At 56.1% G+C, this 16,862-nt stretch carries 18 protein-coding genes and 2 pseudogenes; 11 read left to right on the top strand and 9 right to left on the bottom strand.

Features of this window, described 5'->3' with window-relative positions; genetic code table 11:
* Nucleotides 1-92 precede the first annotated feature (92 nt).
* The gene (locus AC0JZ4_RS20685; protein ID WP_471888374.1) at nt 93-647 is read right to left on the bottom strand and encodes an AAA family ATPase; all 555 of its coding nucleotides are present in this window, start codon (nt 645-647) and stop codon (nt 93-95) included.
* Between the two features lie 242 nt (nt 648-889).
* Here AC0JZ4_RS20685 and AC0JZ4_RS20680 point away from each other — a divergent pair, with 242 nt between their 5' ends.
* On the top strand, nt 890-1,162 hold the full coding sequence (locus AC0JZ4_RS20680) for an ArsR/SmtB family transcription factor (RefSeq protein ID WP_471888373.1): 273 nt from the start codon (nt 890-892) through the stop codon (nt 1,160-1,162).
* Here AC0JZ4_RS20680 and AC0JZ4_RS20675 read toward each other — a convergent pair.
* Nucleotides 1,132-1,368: pseudogene (locus AC0JZ4_RS20675) on the bottom strand (DUF4406 domain-containing protein); the annotation flags it as partial. The gene AC0JZ4_RS20680 and the pseudogene AC0JZ4_RS20675 overlap by 31 nt on opposite strands.
* Nucleotides 1,356-1,976, bottom strand: coding sequence for an NUDIX domain-containing protein (locus AC0JZ4_RS20670; protein WP_471888372.1), 621 nt, complete (start codon nt 1,974-1,976; stop codon nt 1,356-1,358). The gene AC0JZ4_RS20670 and the pseudogene AC0JZ4_RS20675, both read right to left, overlap by 13 nt.
* Before the next feature lie 90 nt (nt 1,977-2,066).
* Here AC0JZ4_RS20670 and AC0JZ4_RS20665 point away from each other — a divergent pair, with 90 nt between their 5' ends.
* Nucleotides 2,067-2,828: a DeoR/GlpR family DNA-binding transcription regulator gene (locus tag AC0JZ4_RS20665; protein ID WP_471888371.1), complete on the top strand. Its 762-nt coding sequence runs from the start codon at nt 2,067-2,069 to the stop codon at nt 2,826-2,828.
* Here AC0JZ4_RS20665 and AC0JZ4_RS20660 read toward each other — a convergent pair.
* Nucleotides 2,803-3,783: a LysR family transcriptional regulator gene (locus AC0JZ4_RS20660; RefSeq protein ID WP_471888370.1), complete on the bottom strand. Its 981-nt coding sequence runs from the start codon at nt 3,781-3,783 to the stop codon at nt 2,803-2,805. The two genes, AC0JZ4_RS20665 and AC0JZ4_RS20660, sit on opposite strands and share 26 nt — an antisense overlap.
* A gap of 27 nt (nt 3,784-3,810) precedes the next feature.
* Between AC0JZ4_RS20660 and AC0JZ4_RS20655 the strand changes: the two genes are divergently transcribed.
* Complete coding sequence (locus AC0JZ4_RS20655) at nt 3,811-4,284, top strand: DMT family transporter (RefSeq protein ID WP_471888369.1); 474 nt, start codon at nt 3,811-3,813, stop codon at nt 4,282-4,284.
* A 22-nt stretch (nt 4,285-4,306) separates the two neighbouring features.
* The gene (locus tag AC0JZ4_RS20650) at nt 4,307-4,894 is read left to right on the top strand and encodes an FMN-dependent NADH-azoreductase (RefSeq protein WP_471889052.1); all 588 of its coding nucleotides are present in this window, start codon (nt 4,307-4,309) and stop codon (nt 4,892-4,894) included.
* A gap of 229 nt (nt 4,895-5,123) precedes the next feature.
* On the opposite strand, the gene AC0JZ4_RS20645 is transcribed toward AC0JZ4_RS20650, so the two are convergent.
* Both AC0JZ4_RS20645 and AC0JZ4_RS20640 read right to left on the bottom strand, forming a co-directional pair.
* Nucleotides 5,124-6,296, bottom strand: a complete 1,173-nt coding sequence (locus AC0JZ4_RS20645) for an MFS transporter (RefSeq protein ID WP_471888368.1) — start codon at nt 6,294-6,296, stop codon at nt 5,124-5,126.
* Nucleotide 6,297: 1 nt separating this feature from the next.
* Nucleotides 6,298-7,179 (bottom strand): EamA family transporter, encoded by an 882-nt coding sequence (locus AC0JZ4_RS20640; protein WP_471888367.1) that lies wholly within the window; start codon nt 7,177-7,179, stop codon nt 6,298-6,300.
* A gap of 55 nt (nt 7,180-7,234) precedes the next feature.
* On the opposite strand from AC0JZ4_RS20640, the gene AC0JZ4_RS20635 reads away from it, so the two are divergent.
* The 7 genes from AC0JZ4_RS20635 to AC0JZ4_RS20605 all read left to right on the top strand — a co-directional run bounded on the left by AC0JZ4_RS20635 (nt 7,235) and on the right by AC0JZ4_RS20605 (nt 14,697).
* Nucleotides 7,235-7,735, top strand: coding sequence for a MarR family winged helix-turn-helix transcriptional regulator (locus AC0JZ4_RS20635; RefSeq protein WP_471889051.1), 501 nt, complete (start codon nt 7,235-7,237; stop codon nt 7,733-7,735).
* A gap of 22 nt (nt 7,736-7,757) precedes the next feature.
* Nucleotides 7,758-8,564, top strand: a complete 807-nt coding sequence (locus AC0JZ4_RS20630) for a helix-turn-helix transcriptional regulator (RefSeq protein ID WP_471888366.1) — start codon at nt 7,758-7,760, stop codon at nt 8,562-8,564.
* 45 nt (nt 8,565-8,609) lie between these two features.
* The gene (locus AC0JZ4_RS20625) at nt 8,610-9,332 is read left to right on the top strand and encodes an aspartate/glutamate racemase family protein (protein ID WP_471888365.1); all 723 of its coding nucleotides are present in this window, start codon (nt 8,610-8,612) and stop codon (nt 9,330-9,332) included.
* Complete coding sequence (locus AC0JZ4_RS20620) at nt 9,313-10,125, top strand: dimethylsulfonioproprionate lyase family protein (protein WP_471888364.1); 813 nt, start codon at nt 9,313-9,315, stop codon at nt 10,123-10,125. Before AC0JZ4_RS20625 ends, AC0JZ4_RS20620 begins: the two co-directional genes overlap by 20 nt.
* 222 nt (nt 10,126-10,347) lie before the next feature.
* Nucleotides 10,348-10,797 (top strand): HIT family protein, encoded by a 450-nt coding sequence (locus tag AC0JZ4_RS20615; protein WP_471888363.1) that lies wholly within the window; start codon nt 10,348-10,350, stop codon nt 10,795-10,797.
* Between the two features lie 307 nt (nt 10,798-11,104).
* Nucleotides 11,105-14,128 (top strand): 5'-methylthioadenosine/S-adenosylhomocysteine nucleosidase family protein, encoded by a 3,024-nt coding sequence (locus AC0JZ4_RS20610; protein WP_471888362.1) that lies wholly within the window; start codon nt 11,105-11,107, stop codon nt 14,126-14,128.
* Between the two features lie 74 nt (nt 14,129-14,202).
* Nucleotides 14,203-14,697 (top strand): DUF4231 domain-containing protein, encoded by a 495-nt coding sequence (locus AC0JZ4_RS20605; RefSeq protein WP_471888361.1) that lies wholly within the window; start codon nt 14,203-14,205, stop codon nt 14,695-14,697.
* 33 nt (nt 14,698-14,730) lie between these two features.
* On the opposite strand, the gene AC0JZ4_RS20600 is transcribed toward AC0JZ4_RS20605, so the two are convergent.
* The 3 genes and pseudogenes from AC0JZ4_RS20600 to AC0JZ4_RS20590 form a co-directional block, all read right to left on the bottom strand.
* Nucleotides 14,731-15,861, bottom strand: a complete 1,131-nt coding sequence (locus AC0JZ4_RS20600; protein ID WP_471888360.1) for an RHE_PE00001 family protein — start codon at nt 15,859-15,861, stop codon at nt 14,731-14,733.
* A 210-nt stretch (nt 15,862-16,071) separates the two neighbouring features.
* Nucleotides 16,072-16,490: pseudogene (locus AC0JZ4_RS20595) on the bottom strand (plasmid maintenance toxin (PemK-like)).
* Nucleotides 16,477-16,755, bottom strand: coding sequence for a type II toxin-antitoxin system Phd/YefM family antitoxin (locus AC0JZ4_RS20590; protein WP_471888359.1), 279 nt, complete (start codon nt 16,753-16,755; stop codon nt 16,477-16,479). Before AC0JZ4_RS20590 ends, AC0JZ4_RS20595 begins: the two are co-directional and overlap by 14 nt.
* Nucleotides 16,756-16,862: the final 107 nt, after the last annotated feature.

The following is a 16,862-nucleotide window of genomic DNA, read 5'->3' as shown; positions in this document are numbered from 1 at the left end:
CGTCACGTCTCTCGACTAACGTGGGATGTCCCGACAAAGATGGCGAGATAGACTCCGCACGAGCGATTTTCATGGGAGCCTTTGTATGAAAATCAGTTTTCGAACTGACGCCTGCCGATGTGATCACGCACGAAATCTGCGCGCGCGTCGACATCGATCAGTGGAAGCTCCACTATCTCATAGCCCAGTCGGGTGTAGGTCTCGTACATCATGTCACCCGTAGCTTTCGCTTCGTCCACCCCCTGTTTCCGCTCATCATCATTCGTGAAAATCCGATCCCAGTAAGGCGCAAGGAAGACTTTGCGATTATACGGGTGGAGCGCGGCAGCCCGCTCCAAGTACTCAGGCACGGGAAGACCACAGAGCGTCAAATACCCGACCACGTCGGGAATCCCGCGATCCAATATTGTCACGGAGGACTCTGCGCTTGCCTCCATATAGGATCGCAGCTCCCAACAGAGCATGAGCTCTGCAAAAAGCGCCTTATCCGCCCAAGGAAGGGCAGCTCCACCGATCCTCACCTGATCTTTGATGATCGCCCGCCCCGCTTCAAGTTTGGTGCGAAATCCATGCGACGCAAGCTTGTTGATCAAACTACTTTTGCCGGAACCGGGGCCACCGGTCACGACGAATAACTGGTCACACATGTGCCATCCTATCTACACTATCGGGGGGGGGAGATTACGCGTCGAAGCGCTCGGCGGGACGGCAATCTACTGAAGACTAAAACTTGGCAGCCGGATCGGTCAACCCCAAAAGTTTTCCTCCCGGCGGCGGCGTTCAGCTTGACCACTTAGCTCGGCCTCAAATGCGTCTACTTGCTGCGCATAAGAGGGCTATGGACATATGCTGACCAGCGCAGCGGCCGAATTAATAGGACTCGGTTTCAATGAAACAAAAAACGGTCGAGATATCTTTTGACCCGCAATTGGCTGCATCATTTCTCGACATCGTGAGCAACCCAGTTCGATTGCGCATTCTGATATGCGTCAGTCGATCGGAGCGCGATGTCGGTTCCCTCGCGTCCGAGACTGGCGTTTCCCAGTCAGCCCTGTCGCAGCATCTTGCGAAGCTACGTTCCGCGATGCAGTCTTGCGATTGCCTGGTGCGTCAAACGGAGCCGATAACAGAGATTTGCAGGAGCCGCCCCGCCGCCGGATAGAAAATTTTGTCATATAGCCTGTCGCCAAGAGTAACACCGCCCGCCGCGTGCCAGACCGGAAGGGCAACCCATTCGCCGATCATAGGGACGTGTCCCGCCTGAAAGAGAGGCCATTAAACTTCTTCAAGTCGCCGAAGGTTGGCTGCCATCTTCTCAGGATCATCGCCTGTACCTGAACGGTATGGACCAGCAATCAAGATGAGCACGGGTTAACCTCCGAAGAGGCGCGAACAGGAGTAAAAATGTGTAGCGCGGCGTATTGCAAAAGCATGATTGTTTTTGCGTCACGAATAATCCCGCGAGAGACCATATCCAGCGCCTCCTCGATCGAGGTCTCGAGAACAGCGATATCTTCCCCCTCGTCCTCATTACCGCCGCCTTGGCCGGCTCGATCATCGGGCTCGTACTCTCCCACGAAAAAATGAAGCCGTTCGGTCACAGAGCCTGGGCTCATAAAGGCATCAAAAATCTGCCGAACCTCGCGCACGCGGAACCCGGTCTCCTCTTCCGTTTCCGCCTTGATCCGTGTTTCCGGATCGGCATTATCCAGCAACCCGGCAGGTGCCTCGATCAGCAAATCGTCATGCCCGTTTACGAATGCCGGATAGCGAAACTGTCTTGTGAGAATCACAGTTCGACGAACGCGATCGTAGAGAAGGATCGTCGCTCCATTTCCTCGATCGTAGGTTTCGCGCGACTGCTGTTGCCAACTGCCGTCAGCTCGACGGAAGGAGAAGTCAGTCTTTTTCAGTATGTACCAGTCGTCAGACAGCACAGTGACCCCGTTCACGTGGACACGATCGGAAATGCTCATTACCTGCTCCAGTTACTCGACAAACCATGTGGATTTTCGTGAGAATTCGTGCAATATCGTGCAGAGTCAAGAACTATTTGCGGGATTGCCATGCTGACGGTTGAACGAAAATCTCTAATCCAGAAGGTATTGCAACGGGATGGGCGCTTGGTGGCAAAGGCGTTCAGTCAGGAGCTTGGCATTTCGGAAGACACTATTCGGCGCGATCTTCGCGAGCTCGCAGCAGAGGGTTTGTTGCAGCGGGTACACGGTGGAGCGCTTCCGGCGTCGGCGGCTGAGGCGGACTTTGCATCACGCCAGGGGACAGCAGCCTCAGCCAAATCGTCCCTTGGCCTCGCCGCTGCTCGATTGATTGCCTCAGGTCAGATCGTTTTCCTGGACGGAGGCACGAGCAACATACAGTTAGCTCGACAAATCCCGCGGGATCTCAGAGCGACCGTTATCACACACAGCCCAAGCATCGCCGTCGAATTGGTTGGACATCCATCGATCGATGTCGAAATGATCGGCGGTCGATTGTTCAAGCATTCTATCGTCACGGTGGGCTCCACCTGCGCTGAAGCCATCGCGCGCGTTCGAGCCGATATTTTCTTCATGGGGGTAACAGGCCTGCATCCCGAGACAGGCGCGACGACGGGTGATGCAGAGGAAGCATCAATCAAACGCTTGATTGCAAGACAATCAGGTGAGACGGTTGTGATTGCTACGAAAGAAAAACTCGGCGCAGCATCGCCCTATCAAATCGTCCCCTTGAGCGAAATCACGACATTAGTCACTGAACGTCCCGATGATGCCGAACAGCTTCGGCCGTTTAAGTCGAGTGCGGTTACAGTTGTCGAGACGGATCACTAGACCCGACGGCGCGCCTCACCACTTCGCGAAACCACTGATGCGCGGGATCGTGCGTGCGGCGATCATGCCAGTTCATTGTGAATGAGAATTCCGGGATGGAAAATGGCGGCTCAAGGACAAGGGTATTACGAGACATACCAAGCGATCCCACCGCTCTGCTGGCGATCGTAAGAATCAGATCTGTGCCCGATACCAAGGTTTGGGCGACACTCCAATGAGGCAGCGCCAGAGCGATTCTCCGGGAAAGCCCTAATTTTGTCAGCGCGACGTCTATCTCGTTACCACCAAACTCCTTCATGGCAACCAGAATGTGCGGACGCTTCAGGTAGGTCTCCATAGTAAGGGTACCTGATCCTTCATGCGCATCACCGGCGACCACGCAGACAAAGCGCTCGTTGAACAGGATCGAACCTGTGAATTCCGTGGGTCTTTCGGAAAATACACCGAGCGCCAGATCGACTTCCCCGTCCATGATCTGCCGGACCATGCCGCTTCGGTCAGAATGGGTGACGACGATAGATACGTCCGGGGCCTCATGTCTGAGCATTGGCATCAGTTTTGGCAGAAGAACAGCCGAACCAAAGTCTGACATGGCGATCCGGAACTGTCGCACTTCATTTGCCGGGTCAAACTGCTCTGGACCTACGACCATTCGGATCTGGTGCAATGTGTCTGACAGTAGCGGAACGAGGTGCTGCGCCCTGGTGGTCAGCACAAATGTTCCGTCTCTCCTGACAAGCAGAGGGTCATCGAACATATCTCGCAATCGCGCGAGCGCATGGCTCACGGCAGGTTGGCTCATTCCCAACCTAAGTGATGCGCGAGAGACATGCCGCTCGGCCAAGACCGCATCTAGGACGACCAGGAGATTGAGGTCGACACCCCTAAGATTATTCATCGCGCTCATATTCCGAATAATATTTAAGAATTTCCATTCTGAAAATAGATGATCCATCACGCTCCTAGAACGGAGATAAACCCCATGAACCAACTCTATTTGCTCATCCCGGCGATCATCACCGGGGCGGCCGTCCCCTTCCAGGCGGGAGCAAACGCCGCTCTCGGGCGCAGCCTCGGCCATCCACTGTGGGCAACCGCAGTTTCGCTACTTGTCAGCCTCATCTGCATCATCCCGATAATGCTTGCCGCTCGGCTCGATACCCCCCTCCTTACTGCCGCGGCTCAGGCTCCACGCTGGATATGGGTCGGCGGCCTGGTCGGTGCGCTCTATGTCACCGGGGCGCTTATCATCGCGCCAATGTTGGGTGCAGCGAATTTTATCGTAGCAATCATCCTCGGTCAGTTACTCGCATCGGCCACATTGGACCAGTGGGGACTGATGGGCTTCCCGAAACAACCGGTAACGCCGACGCGAGTTATCGGTCTTTCCGTCGTATTCGTGGGCATTTTGGTCATGCAGTGGCAGACCATTATTGGCAGCTCGAGCCATGGATGACACAGATTTGGATGAGCGTAATATGAAAATCCTGCACATTGACACCAGCATTTCGGGCGAGGCCTCTATTAGCCGCCTGCTGTCTGCTGAAACCACGGCTTGCCTCTTGGGACTGCATCCGCAGGCGCAAATCTCTTACCGGGACCTGGTCTCAGATCCGATCCCGCACCTGGATGGGAACAAAAACTCGGGAGGCTCATCACCGTCACAGGTAGATGTAGGCGCCACGGTGCTGGAGGAGTTTCTTGAAGCGGATGTGACCGTCATAGGCGTGGCATTCTACAACCTCTCGATCCCCAGCCAACTGAAGGCATGGATCGATCGGATTGTGGTGTCCGGTCGGACATTCCGATACGGCCCTGACGGTGCGGAAGGATTGGCGGGCGGAAAACGAGTGATCCTCTTGATCACTCGCGGCGGAGTTTACCGCGACGGCATCTCACTTGCACCAACGGAACATGCGGAGTCATATCTCAAATCAATCTTCTCATTCATCGGTGTTACGAACATCGAGGTGTTCGCTGCAGAAGGTCTCGCACTTGGCGAAGCGGCCCGTCATCTCGCAATCTCGTCAGCTTCGGCGGACATTCGCGAACAGCTGACACGCTAAATTATGCGAGATATCTTTTACGCTTGATCGGTCGAGACACGACCGCAATGTAACGCCTGGCACAACGATGCCGCGAGGCAAGTTGCGGCATCGAAAATACAAGTCGCTTCGCCTCAGAGCCGGGACGGGGGTCGGCTTATCTCGAAATCCTCGCCGGGCGATCGACCAAGCCGACGGGCGGCAGGGCTGCCGTTTTAACCTGTTCTCCGTGCAACCCTTCCGGTTTCCTTCATCGGGCAAAACCGCTCGATGCAATCCGCGCCATGACAAACGCAGGGATCAGCAGGAGGAACACTGCCCAACCCAGTGACCATGTCCCGAAGATCGTGAGCAACACACCTCCGGCGAAACCGCCGACAGCAACACCGGTGTTCCACACGGTCACGAATATGGCCTGCGCTATATCGGTCGCGTCACCTGCGGCTTTTGCCTCGGCGGCCTGGAACAATGTCGGGGCAGCCCCCGCAACTGTCCCCCATAACGCGACCCCCACCAGCATGAACGGGGCAGAAGCGGCAGCTACCGCGAACAGAACAGCAAGCCCGCCGAACACAAACAGACCGGCAAGCACCAGAAGGCGAAGGTGCCGATCGATCAATATTCCGACAATCCACAGCCCCAAAAGCGACGCCAGACCGAAGACAAGAAGCACAATGTCGACCCGTCCGGAAAGCCCCGAGGGAACCAGAAGCGGTGCTATGTAAGTGTAAAGCATGTTATGCCCGACGACGAAGGCGAACATCACCGAGAGGATCGTCACCAATCCCGGCATCTTCAGCACTGCGAGAGTGGAGGCTCGACCATCATCCGTCTGCCCCGAAAATTCCGGCAGCACGGCGCGGATCCACACCATCAAGGCCAGGGCTACCGCGCTCATCATCATGAAGGCGACATCCCAGCCGACAAAGGCGCCAAGCGATGTACCAAGCGGAACGCCGACCGAGAAGGCAAGCGGCGCTCCTATCCCGGTGACGGCAATGGCGCGTCCGGCCAGATGGGCCGGAACCATGCGGACGGCATAACCGACCAGCAGCGCCCAGACGACGCCGCCAAACATTCCTGCAAGGAACCGCGCGCCCATCGTCAGCCAGTAATGCGCGGACAAGGCCGTCGCCATGTTGACCAGCGCGAACCCGCCAACAGCGAGCAGCAGCAGCATGCGGCGCGGCATCGCCTGGGTCAGCGTCATCATCGGTATGGCCGTGACGACCGAGCCAGCAGCATAGGCCGTGACGAGTTGTCCGGCCATGCCCTCATCGATCTCCAGTCCGGCGCTGATTTGCGGCAAAAGCCCAGCCGGCATGACTTCAGTCATGAGAGTGATGAAGCCTGCCATGGCCAGCGCCAGCAATCCGCCGACCGGCAGTCGGTCAGCCACTGGCTCTGCGTTCTCTATCGTCATGTCAGGCAACCTTTCCAATCAGTTTCACGCCAGCGGGACGTGCACCGACCACCACGCAGACCAGCACGATGGCAGCGCCAAAAATCTGGAACGGAGTCAGCGCCTCTCCGAGAACCAGCCAGCCCAGAAGGACCGCCGTCAGCGGGCTGAGGAAGCCGAGCCCGGTGACCGATTGCGGGCCAACACGCTCAATCCCGCGAAACCACAGAAAATAGGTCAGCGCAGCGCCGAACAGCCCCAGCCATGCGAAACCCGCGATATTCAACGCCGTCAGCGGTGGCAGCGCCGGTTCAAGCAACAAGGCAGCGGGCACCAGCAGGATGCCGCCCGCAGTCAGTTGCCAGCCGGTAAAGGTCAGGGCAGAAACAGGCGGTTTCCACTTGCGTGTCATGACCACGCCGCAGGCCATGGACAGCGCCCCGAACAGTGCCGCCGCAACGCCGACCATGTCGAGCTTTGCCGTCGGCCCCAGCACAAGCAGCGCGACGCCGCCGATGCCCGCGACGGTGGTGAGCAGTCTTGTTGCGTTCAGTGGCGTTGCGAGTACGAAGCGAGCCAGAAGCAGCACGATCAGCGGCTGGATCGCGCCAAGCGTTGCCGCAACACCGCCCGGCAAGCGGTAGGCTGCAACGAACAGAGCGGCCCAGAAGACAGAAAAATTAAGAGCACCGAGAATTGCGAGACGTCCCAGCCATGCCGCCGGCGGCATCTGCCGCGTCATCGCCATCAGCAGGAGACCGGCGGGCAGCGCTCGCAACATTGCATCGGTTAGCGGATATCCCGGCGGCAACATTTGCGACGTCACGATATAGGTCGTGCCCCAGATCACCGGCGCAATGGCGGCAAGAAGCAGATCGACGGCTTTGGACATGGCGCCCTCCATTTATCTTGACGTCGAGATATCTCGATGATTTCTTGACGTCAAGATAAAACCGGGTATCAAATCCGGCATGGACTATGTCGACCGCATCCTTGCCCAGTGGAACCATGAACGCCCGGATCTCGATGTCGGGCCAATGGGGACGTTTGGACGGCTGAAGCGCTTGGCAGACCATCTGTCCTCCGAACTCGGCCGCGTCTATGAAGCGCATGACCTGACAGCCGCAGGGTTCGATGTTCTGGCGACGCTGCGGCGTTCGGGCGCCCCCTATACACTCAGTCCATCGGCCTTGATCTCATCGACGATGGTGACATCGGGAACGATGACCAATCGCCTCTGCCGCCTGGAAGCAGCCGCGCTGATCACCCGCCAGCCCGATCCGGAGGATGGCCGAGGACAAGCCGTAACGTTGACCCCACGAGGTTTCGAACTGGTCGACCGCGTTGTAACCGAGCATGTCGCAAACCAGCATCGACTGATCGCGGGCCTGCCGTCCGAACTGCGCGATCATCTGGACGCAGGATTGCGGGCATGGCTTGCCGCGACCGAAGCGGAATGATGTCGGTGCAGGGTCGTTTAATATGGCGATGAACGCGGTCTCGATCTCCCGTGCTGACGCATTTGGCGGCTTCGATGTGCTGGAAAGCCGCGTCCGGCGGTTCGAATATGCGCCTCACCGCCATACCGAGGTCGTTATCGCCGCCTATACCGCCGGCCGCAAACTGGCGCGTTGCGAGAAACAGGAATTCGGCATCGGTGCGGGCGATCTGCTGGTCATCGGTCCCGAGACCCTGCATGCGGCCGCGACGGTGGACGATGCCGGCTGGCATTATCAATCCATCTACCTGCAAATGGAGCAGATCGCGGAAGCGACCGGCCTCGGACTTTCGGAGGTTGATCGCCGCGTCGGCGGGTATCGGCTGCATTCCGAAGCCACCCCTGCCCTGCGGTTCCGGGAAGCACTGGAGGACCCGCTGGCATTGGCGGATTTTCTGCTGGAAATCTTTCCGGCAACGCCCCTCAGGCAAGGCGCGACCGCCTTGCATGGCAAATCCACCACCCCCTCGTCCATCAGTATCGTGCATGATCTGCTGGCCGACGACCCCGCAGCAACGCCGACGCTGCCGCAGCTCGCAGCTCTTGTGGGCGTTTCCCCGGAACATCTTTCACGCTGTTTCCGCGCAGCTTATGGCCTGTCGCCGTTCCAGTTCCTGTCGGTGACACGAGCAAGGGTGGCGAAGGATATGATGGCCGGAGGCAGTCCGATCGGCGAAGCGGCCCATGCCGCAGGTTTCGCCGATCAGAGCCATCTGACCCGCTGGTTCAAACGCGTCTATGGCGTGACGCCCGGAGCATTCGCACAATGTCAAATGCGTTCAAGACTCTAGGGCCCGATTCCGCTACCCAGCAGCAAAAGCTGAAGGGAAACGATCATGTCACGTCCGCTCCAACAGAAAACCATCGGCCTTCTGGGCGGCTGCTCGAATGTCGCCACCGAACACTATTACCGCATGCTCAATGACGGCGTGAATGCGCGTCTCGGCGGTTGGGATATCGCCGAGACGCTGATCGCCGGCATGAACTTCGGCAATATCGAGGCCATGGTTCGCGAGGACGATTGGGACGGGCTGGCCAACTATATGCGCGGCAAGGTCGAGGGGCTGGTCGCTGGCGGAGCGGATCTCATTCTGTGCGTGTCGAACACGCTGCACAAACCGCTTGAAGCGATCATGGCGGAAAGGCATGTCCCGATGCTGCATATCGCCGATCCCACCGGGCAGGCGATCCGAGATGCGGGGCTGAACCGTGTTGCGCTCTTCGGTACCCGGCCTGTCATGCAACTGGATTATCTCAAGGCACGTTGGCGCGATCGCTTCGGGATCGAGATCATCACCCCGACCGACGCAGAGCAGGAGGAAATCGACCGGATTATCTTCGACGAACTCGTCAAGGGCGACTTCCGCGACGCATCCCGGCGGCGCTATATCGCAATCGCTGAGAGGATGCGGGCAGACGAGCAGGCCGAAGGACTGATTCTCGGATGCACCGAGATTTTTCTGTTGATCGACCAGCCGGACATGCCGGACTTTCCGATGTTCAACACTGCCAGCCTGCATTGTGATGCTGCCGTGCGCTTTGCGCTGGACGCTGAATGATCGCGCAGATCGTGCCCAAAGCACGCTTCGGTGTCCGGGCTCGAAAAATTGGGGGATTCTGGCCATGACAATGGTTTCGACCAAAAGGCAGGATGCGATCTATCATCTCCTCAGCGAGACCGAGGCCTGCCTTCGCAAGGCTGCCGCCACGTTGACGCAGCCGGATCAGCGTGACCTTGCACTTGGCTTTGCCGAGGATTTTCAGGCCGAAGCCACCCGAATGCCCACCCCTTGCCACGCTCTATCGCATCCGGTCAGGGGCCTGGGCTATGCCTCAGTTCTTTTCGATGATGCATCGACCGGGCATCCGGCGCTGTTCGATCCGGCACTCGCTGCCTTCCCCCACGCCAGATGGTCGGAATTCTACGAGGAACAGCCCTGGTCCCAACCGTTCATATCGCGTTTTGCGACGGGCGAGTGCATCGGCCCATTAGGACGCTTCCACAGTGAAGCCATGATCCTTGGCCTGTTCATTCTCGGACCGGAGACAGACTATCCGGCCCATGCTCATGCGGCGGAAGAGTTCTATATCGTTGTCGCCGGGCAAGCCGAGTTTCAGGTCGGCGCGGGTTCAGACTTCCTCATGAAGCGGCCCGGCGATCTTATCCTCCATGGCAGCGACATCAGCCACACCATCAGGACATCGACGCGGCCTCTATTCGCCATTTATGGCTGGCGTGGTGCACTCGACGAACCGAGCTGGTACCGCGACGACATGGCGGATCAGAGCGAGCCCAGAAAATTCCCGAGCTTTGCAAAAACCCGCTCAAGAGCGCCGGAGGCAGACTTGTGAATGCTCCATCAGAGGTGAAAATGACCCGAATGCTGCCCCTCTCTGTCGTCTTGCTCAGCTTAACGTCTCGACTTGTGCCAAAGCATTCGTGTTCAGCCCGATCATCGCCGTCCTGACAGCGAACCTCGGCAAAGTGCAAGAATTTTTGCTTTGCCTCACCCATGCTGCGGTAAAGGACTGAATAGTCCCGCGCTGACGGCGATCACAAGAAGAAAGGGCGACATGAACCTTATCGAAAAACGCGTGGCCATGGCACGGACAGGAACGAACCCTTTCGTGATTTCCCGCATGGCATCTGGCTGGCTGGTCATCGGCGACGTTCAACCCCTGCCGGGCTATTGCCTCCTGCTTGCAGATCCGGTCGTACCAAGCCTGAACGATCTCGACACTGAAACGCGTGCAACATTCCTGAGCGATATGGCTGCGGCCGGAGATGCCCTCCTCAGCGCTACCGATTGCGCGCGGATAAACTACGAAATCTGGGGCAATAGCGAACCTGCACTGCATGCCCACATCATGCCGAGATATGCTTGGGAACCGGACAATAAGCGTCACAGACCGGCATGTATGGGGTACTCTTGGCAGGACGCGCCAGAATCCTCGATAGAGGACTGCAAGGTTATTGTTGCGAAGATCCGCATGTCCCTGTCCGACGACGCGAGGGGCATTTAAACAACTGACAAAGCCCTTGATAATTCGCACTACAGACAGGAAGGACGAAAGCAGAACATCGGCAGGCTTGTAATCAAAATTTTCCGCAATATCGTTTTGGGAAATAAAATAATGGATCCAGTTTGCGCTTGAAGGGTGTGGACCAACGACCCTGCTATTTAACTGGTCGCGTCGCGGCCCGACCGCTCGGTCTACTCCGTGGGAAAATCCACAGAAGATTTCACAGTTATTTCAGCGGCAGTTTGCCCAAAGCCTTGCATTCGTGGCTCCGATAAACTCAGCTTGTGGTCAAACTGGGAAATAGTCGATGCATCTGCAAGCAATTATCTACACGCCGCTCCAGGAAGAATACGAAAGTCTCCAGGCACGTTTTCGTCCAGAACGAGATATAAATGGCGAGACATATACTGGTTATCTAGCAAAGGGACAGGCTGGAGAAGATGTGGCGGTTATTGCCGGGTTTGAGTGGGGCAACGATGCCGCCTATCATGTGATGAAAGAGGTTCTCAACCACCACACTTGCCGGCTGGCAATCTGCATAGGAATTGCGGGCGGGATCTCGAAAGACGCTAAACTGGGTGATGTATTCTATTCCAAGCACGTCTTAGATTTAACTCAGCGAATGAAACAGGAAAAAGATAAGAATGGCAAAACCCGCATAAAGTATGATCCTGACTCTTTTCCCAGTGATAAAGAGATCGCTAAATCACTCGACCGCTCGCGGATGAGTGCTACTGGTAAATCTCCTTATCGCACCTGGAAAAACGCATGTGAAATGGTAAATCAAGGACGATTAGTTGGTATAGCTACTCAGGATATACTTGGTAACCCGACCTCTCATTACAAGATTCCAGAAGCTACGGGTGGAAAAATAGCTTCCACCAACATGGTCTTGGCAGACTCAGACGCTGTGGACGACGTACGCGAATGCGGTCGAAAGATGGCTTGCGTTGACACCGAAAGTGCCGGATTTGCGAAGGCCTGTTCTGAGATAAAGGCGCTCTCACACATCGTCATACGCGGGATCTCCGATACTGCAGACGAATCGAAAAAATTGGCAGAGGATCAATTTAAGAACGTCTTCCGGCAAATTGCTGCTAGTAACGCGGCTCTTTTTTTGCACCATAATCTGACAAGAATGCTCGCAGGAATAACCGTACCAAACTCGGATAAAAAGCCGGTCGAGGTCATCATGGATAAACCAGCAGCTGCGTTATCCGCTAATGAGCAGGAGATCCGAGAGGAACTCCTTCGCCGCTCTATCGTCTTCAAAACGATTGAGCAAGAGTACAAGATGCCTGTACCCCGCCTGAGGAAAGCGGAAGTGATGGCAGGCAAAAAGAGCAAAAAACTGCCAGCAGAACAAGAGGTTGAAGAAGTACTTTCTAAGAGTGGGCGCGTTCTAATTCAACTGCCGGATCATTACCCAGACACCGCGCTCCCTTGGCTATTTGCTCACCTTTTAACTGAAGCTGGTTTGCACGGACGCTACACGGTGCCTGTTTGCGTGAAATGGTCTGAGTTTGGCCCACCGCGGAATTCCCTAGACGCGCAGCTTGAAGAACGTAATCTGCGTTTCACTAAGAATGCTGTCGATTACCACATCGTGTTTATTCTGGTCGACGCGCGGCTTGGATCTAAAACTAAGGCGCAGTTTCTGCTCAAAGAAATCGAAGGATATGAGAACGCCAGTTTGATGATCTTTCCGGACAGAAATGAAGCCGGCATCTACGAAAATGAGCTCGACCAGCAGCTTAAACCTGAAACCTTCAATGTTGAGGGAATTTCATTCGCCTCGATCACCAAGTACATGAAAGATAACTTTGGCATGTCCGTGGACGAAGCCGAGGTTGTTGCCACCCGACTAATGTCAACGTTCAGTAATTATCGCCTCAAAGTTCATCCGACCTACCTAGCCTCGATCCAAAAAGATACTGTGTTATCATTTATCGAAGCAAACCAGCGTGGGGAGTTGATTGAGCTCGCAGTTGCTGGCCTGCTTTCCCTCATCATTGCCGATGACCCTTCAAAGGTTGTGTTGCGCCGGGGAACACGAGAGAGATTTCTTTCTCAACTTGCTGTTGACATATACAGCGAAAAAAACAGCTTTGACGAGAATGGGTTGGAGGCCTACGTCAAAGATTATGCAGATAAAATGGGGTTTGATATCACCCCATCTCAGTTCATTACAACGTTTGTCGATAACGGCGTCATTTCATTCGAGGGCGGCAAGGCTCAAATATCTGTCCCGGTCATAAGGACATACATGTTGGCAAAGGGCCTAGTTGCCAACGGCGACAGCGGGATGAAATACTTCGACTTTGATAGTCCAGATTTCGACCACGCTACATTCGACCTCTTCTCGGAATTTAGTAACGACCGAGGCCTTTATGAAACGGTTTCAAAGCGCCTCTCCGCGTCGATCGATTTCTTTGAGGGCAAACTGGGAAAATACGACTCGATTATTAAAGACGGAGATTTCAGCAGCCACTTGCTCATGAAGAGTCTCGACCTCAGTAAGTTGTCAAATGACATATCTCGACAGGGCGAGAAGCTCGTCGAGGTCACGAGTTTGGTAAGTGAGAAACAAGCCCGCATGGATGTGCAAGCTGAGATAGCGCAAAGTAGCACGGCGAAACGGATAGACATTTCAGATCCTGATTCATTCCACGACGAGCATGTCGCCATCGCGCGGTTCGTTGCAGGCGTTGTGATGCTGGGCGCAGCCGCCGAAAAAATGCAAGATCAAGAGAAGCTGCTAATAATAAATCGCGTATTAAAATTGGCTGCCCTCGTTACCACTGATCTCCTGACCATCTACTCAACGTTTGACGTTAAAGCCGCGGCTGCGGAAGTCGTAGAGCAGATGCGTAAAAGCGGAGAGGTAACTTTTGACGACCAAAGCGCAGAAGGACGGCTTGATAAATTCGTCGAGTTAGTCGTCGCGGAATTCGAATTTAATCTGGCTGCAAATCCGATGCACGCGATGTTATCGCTGCTTTGTGAAGCAGGGCGAACAAACGTACTTCTGTCACCTATAATGCGTGTAGAGCTGAATTCCCCGCTCGAGGAATTCTATCGGCGTCTATGGGCCTTCGACATGGATCCCCAAGGTAAAAGCCACTTGCCAAGAGATCTTTCGAAAAGCCTCGGCCATTCCCCCTTTCTGAGAATGGTGTTCGGGATATTTATCATAAATCGTATCTACTGGTTTCACCACGGAAAGCCTAAAAAGGAGGCTCTGCTAAAAGGGGTGAATGAGGTATTTAAGCCGCTGTCTATAAAAAGCGATATAGAACTCAAAGACATAGGCTCGGAAGCGAAGCACTGACGAGTGCTTTATTGCTGGGCGATTTCTGACAGTTACCTACAATAATTTATTACAGAAGGTGAGCAGACTGAAATATGGTTCGCAAAGACAAGACGCTGGAAGAAGACGAATTCGCCACTGCTACCGCTTACTACTCGAGCGTGCGCCAAGGATTTCGGGAGAAGGCCAACCACAACAAACAAGAATCTCAAGCTTGCTTTTCTATCATAATTGCCAGCACCTTGACCGCTCCTCTCTTTGTTACACTTGGTACCGGAGATTTTTGGGCGAAGGCAGTCCCCTCTATATTGTCGGTTCTCGCTGGAGGGTTGACCAGCTGGCTCCAGCTTCGCAAACCCCAGCGTCTGTGGATGATCTATCGCCGAGCCCAGCGTGAACTGGAAGAACACAAAGCGAACTTCGATTTTCGCGACGGCGAATTCGCCGATTGCCCAAACGCAGACCAGCTACTAGCCCGGAAAGTTACAAGCGTTAGTCGTTGGGTGCATGACGCGTGGGAAGGGTTGGTGCCAGAGCAAGAATCGCTAGCCAATCAGGCGAGGCTGGGTAGTGATAGTAACTCTGAGTAGGAACTGATATCTCGCTTATCCAAGAGGCAAAGCTCACAGAATTCCCCACGCTCGAAACCTCCCCCTCCCCGTCATCTCGCGCAGGCCAAGTTCCAAAACGATCCGCCGCGCCGCCTGCGGCGTTACCTCTAGCGTCTTTGCGACCATCCCGGCCGACACAAGGGGACGTGCCATCACCAGCTCGACCAGTTCTGGCAGCTTTGAAGATGTCCGCCGCCCCTCCAGCTTTCGCTCCATGAGCGTGCGCGCCAGCGCCAGCCGGTCATGTTCTTTCATGCCGATCTCGGCGGCCGCCAAAAAGCCATGGGCGATGGCGAGTAGTCGGGTTTCCCGGTCGCGATGCCGGCGCCGGTCGACGGGAATGGTTTTGAGGCCGAGGTTGATCGCCGCCAGATGGGCGCCAGTGGTGATGTCGGCGTCTCGTAGGATAGAGGCGCAAAACAGCCGTCCGAGCCAGGGCGCGTGCTGAAGCACCGACAGTTCGTTCCAGGCATCGAGGGCGACGATGGCCCGAAACACCGCCGGCAGATCGTTTGCCTGGCGCAGCACGCCGCGCCATTCGTCAAGCCGGGCATCCTCATCCCAGTCGAGATCATAGATCATCGGGTCTTTTTCTTGAACGCTGCCACGGCCGGGCCGTTTGGCACTCTCGATCGCAGCCTCCGATCGGGCGAGCACCGCATCGATGGCAGCATAGTCGAGACCCGGAATATTTTCCGGATCATCACCATCATCCACCTCCCCTACCGCATCGATCGCGACCGCGGGCCGCATGACGCCGGCCGGCTCCGCGGCTTCGGCGGCGCCCGCACCTGTGTCCGAGGTTTGTCGCAAAATCCGGATACCATCCGGGGACAGAGCCCAGTCGACTGACTGGCCAGAAATCCGCCGGCGCGTGCGCAATACGTCGCGAGCGATGGTGAGTTCGTGGGTCGGTGTGCGAGTATCGCGAAAGGCGTCGTGAAGGACGAGGTCCTCGAGATGAACGAGTTCGCCGTCGATCCAGAGGGAGGCACAGGCGTCGGCGAAATTTTGCCGTTCGAGAAAGCCGGATCCCACCGGCGAGCGGGCGATGCGCTCGTCGAGCCGGGTCAGGGCGATGCCGGCGTCAAAAGCAGGCCCAACCAAGTTTGAAATTGTCGATCTGTCGAAATCGTAAGCCATTGAATTTATGGTAAACGATTTCTTTAACGAACGCTATATGACTATTGTGGTTCGCCACATGGTACGATCGACGGGTGGGGTTATGACCATCGATAAGTACTGCTTATCGGAAGTGATTGTCTTCTCGCCGCAAATCATCGAGAATCGCCCCCGATCAACGATGGTGGCGCCGCTCAAGGTCGGCTCCCTGGGATGGATGATGCCAAAAGATTACTCGCTGCGTGGTGTCGCCCGGTGTCGTTGGGCTTTTGCCAATTCAACAAAGCGCCTTTTAACCTCCGCGAACAGTGCCGGCGGCAATGGGCCAAAATAGTCGCTGTCGACCGGTCGCATGTCCGGGCCCGGCCAGACAAACCGGTTGCTTTCGGTCAGCACGATCCACGAGCGATCGTCGTCGAGCCCCAGGCGCCGTTTGGTCGCTTGCGGGATTTCGATAGCCTCGTCCGGACTTTTGGGCGGGCTATGGGTGATCGGCAAGACGCGTACGGCCGGCGTGCCGTCATCGAGATGCGCGACGATCGCCAGCACCAGGCGACCTTGTCGCCCTCGTCGCGGCCTTCAACAAACTGCCAATGCCAGAGATACGAGTAGCGAAACACCCAGCCAACTTTTGGCTCAGTCGGCAGCATGTTCGCCCGTCAGCAGTTCCGCATTGAGATGATCGAGCGACCCGTCCATGTCCGAAGCCTCGATCGCAGCGAGATCGTCGTCGCTGAGCGCGGACGTCAACTCGACGCGCCGGTCGCGCTTTGCCATCCGCAAATAATCATCGTAGGCGATCAGCACGGTGCGCGGCCGGCCGCTCTTCGTAATAATCACCGGATCGCGGACGGCGGCATCCTGATAGGCGCCAAAATTCTTGGAGACCGTAGCGGCCGTATCTGTGGAGGTCATGTCAAAACTCGTTTTTACGGAATATACGGAAATTACGGAAGTATTGCAATGTTGCTCGGAGGTCACGTGTGATGTCGCCAGAGGCGTGTCATGCCGGGCGCTGGGCC

The sequence above is a fragment of the [Rhizobium] kunmingense genome (assembly GCF_977018605.1).
Note: the sequence above shows the minus strand (reverse complement) of the source record. Positions and strands in the feature narration are given on the sequence as shown.

What these genes read in the sequence shown, in the direction of transcription:
- AC0JZ4_RS20685 (WP_471888374.1), bottom strand. Translation starts at nt 647, where the DNA reads ATGTGTGACCAGTTATTCGTCGTGACCGGTGGCCCCGGTTCCGGCAAA.
- AC0JZ4_RS20680 (WP_471888373.1), top strand. Translation starts at nt 890, where the DNA reads ATGAAACAAAAAACGGTCGAGATATCTTTTGACCCGCAATTGGCTGCA.
- AC0JZ4_RS20670 (WP_471888372.1), bottom strand. Translation starts at nt 1,976, where the DNA reads ATGAGCATTTCCGATCGTGTCCACGTGAACGGGGTCACTGTGCTGTCT.
- AC0JZ4_RS20665 (WP_471888371.1), top strand. Translation starts at nt 2,067, where the DNA reads ATGCTGACGGTTGAACGAAAATCTCTAATCCAGAAGGTATTGCAACGG.
- AC0JZ4_RS20660 (WP_471888370.1), bottom strand. Translation starts at nt 3,783, where the DNA reads ATGGATCATCTATTTTCAGAATGGAAATTCTTAAATATTATTCGGAAT.
- AC0JZ4_RS20655 (WP_471888369.1), top strand. Translation starts at nt 3,811, where the DNA reads ATGAACCAACTCTATTTGCTCATCCCGGCGATCATCACCGGGGCGGCC.
- AC0JZ4_RS20650 (WP_471889052.1), top strand. Translation starts at nt 4,307, where the DNA reads ATGAAAATCCTGCACATTGACACCAGCATTTCGGGCGAGGCCTCTATT.
- AC0JZ4_RS20645 (WP_471888368.1), bottom strand. Translation starts at nt 6,296, where the DNA reads ATGACGATAGAGAACGCAGAGCCAGTGGCTGACCGACTGCCGGTCGGC.
- AC0JZ4_RS20640 (WP_471888367.1), bottom strand. Translation starts at nt 7,179, where the DNA reads ATGGAGGGCGCCATGTCCAAAGCCGTCGATCTGCTTCTTGCCGCCATT.
- AC0JZ4_RS20630 (WP_471888366.1), top strand. Translation starts at nt 7,758, where the DNA reads ATGGCGATGAACGCGGTCTCGATCTCCCGTGCTGACGCATTTGGCGGC.
- AC0JZ4_RS20625 (WP_471888365.1), top strand. Translation starts at nt 8,610, where the DNA reads ATGTCACGTCCGCTCCAACAGAAAACCATCGGCCTTCTGGGCGGCTGC.
- AC0JZ4_RS20615 (WP_471888363.1), top strand. Translation starts at nt 10,348, where the DNA reads ATGAACCTTATCGAAAAACGCGTGGCCATGGCACGGACAGGAACGAAC.
- AC0JZ4_RS20610 (WP_471888362.1), top strand. Translation starts at nt 11,105, where the DNA reads ATGCATCTGCAAGCAATTATCTACACGCCGCTCCAGGAAGAATACGAA.
- AC0JZ4_RS20605 (WP_471888361.1), top strand. Translation starts at nt 14,203, where the DNA reads ATGGTTCGCAAAGACAAGACGCTGGAAGAAGACGAATTCGCCACTGCT.
- AC0JZ4_RS20600 (WP_471888360.1), bottom strand. Translation starts at nt 15,861, where the DNA reads ATGGCTTACGATTTCGACAGATCGACAATTTCAAACTTGGTTGGGCCT.
- AC0JZ4_RS20590 (WP_471888359.1), bottom strand. Translation starts at nt 16,755, where the DNA reads ATGACCTCCACAGATACGGCCGCTACGGTCTCCAAGAATTTTGGCGCC.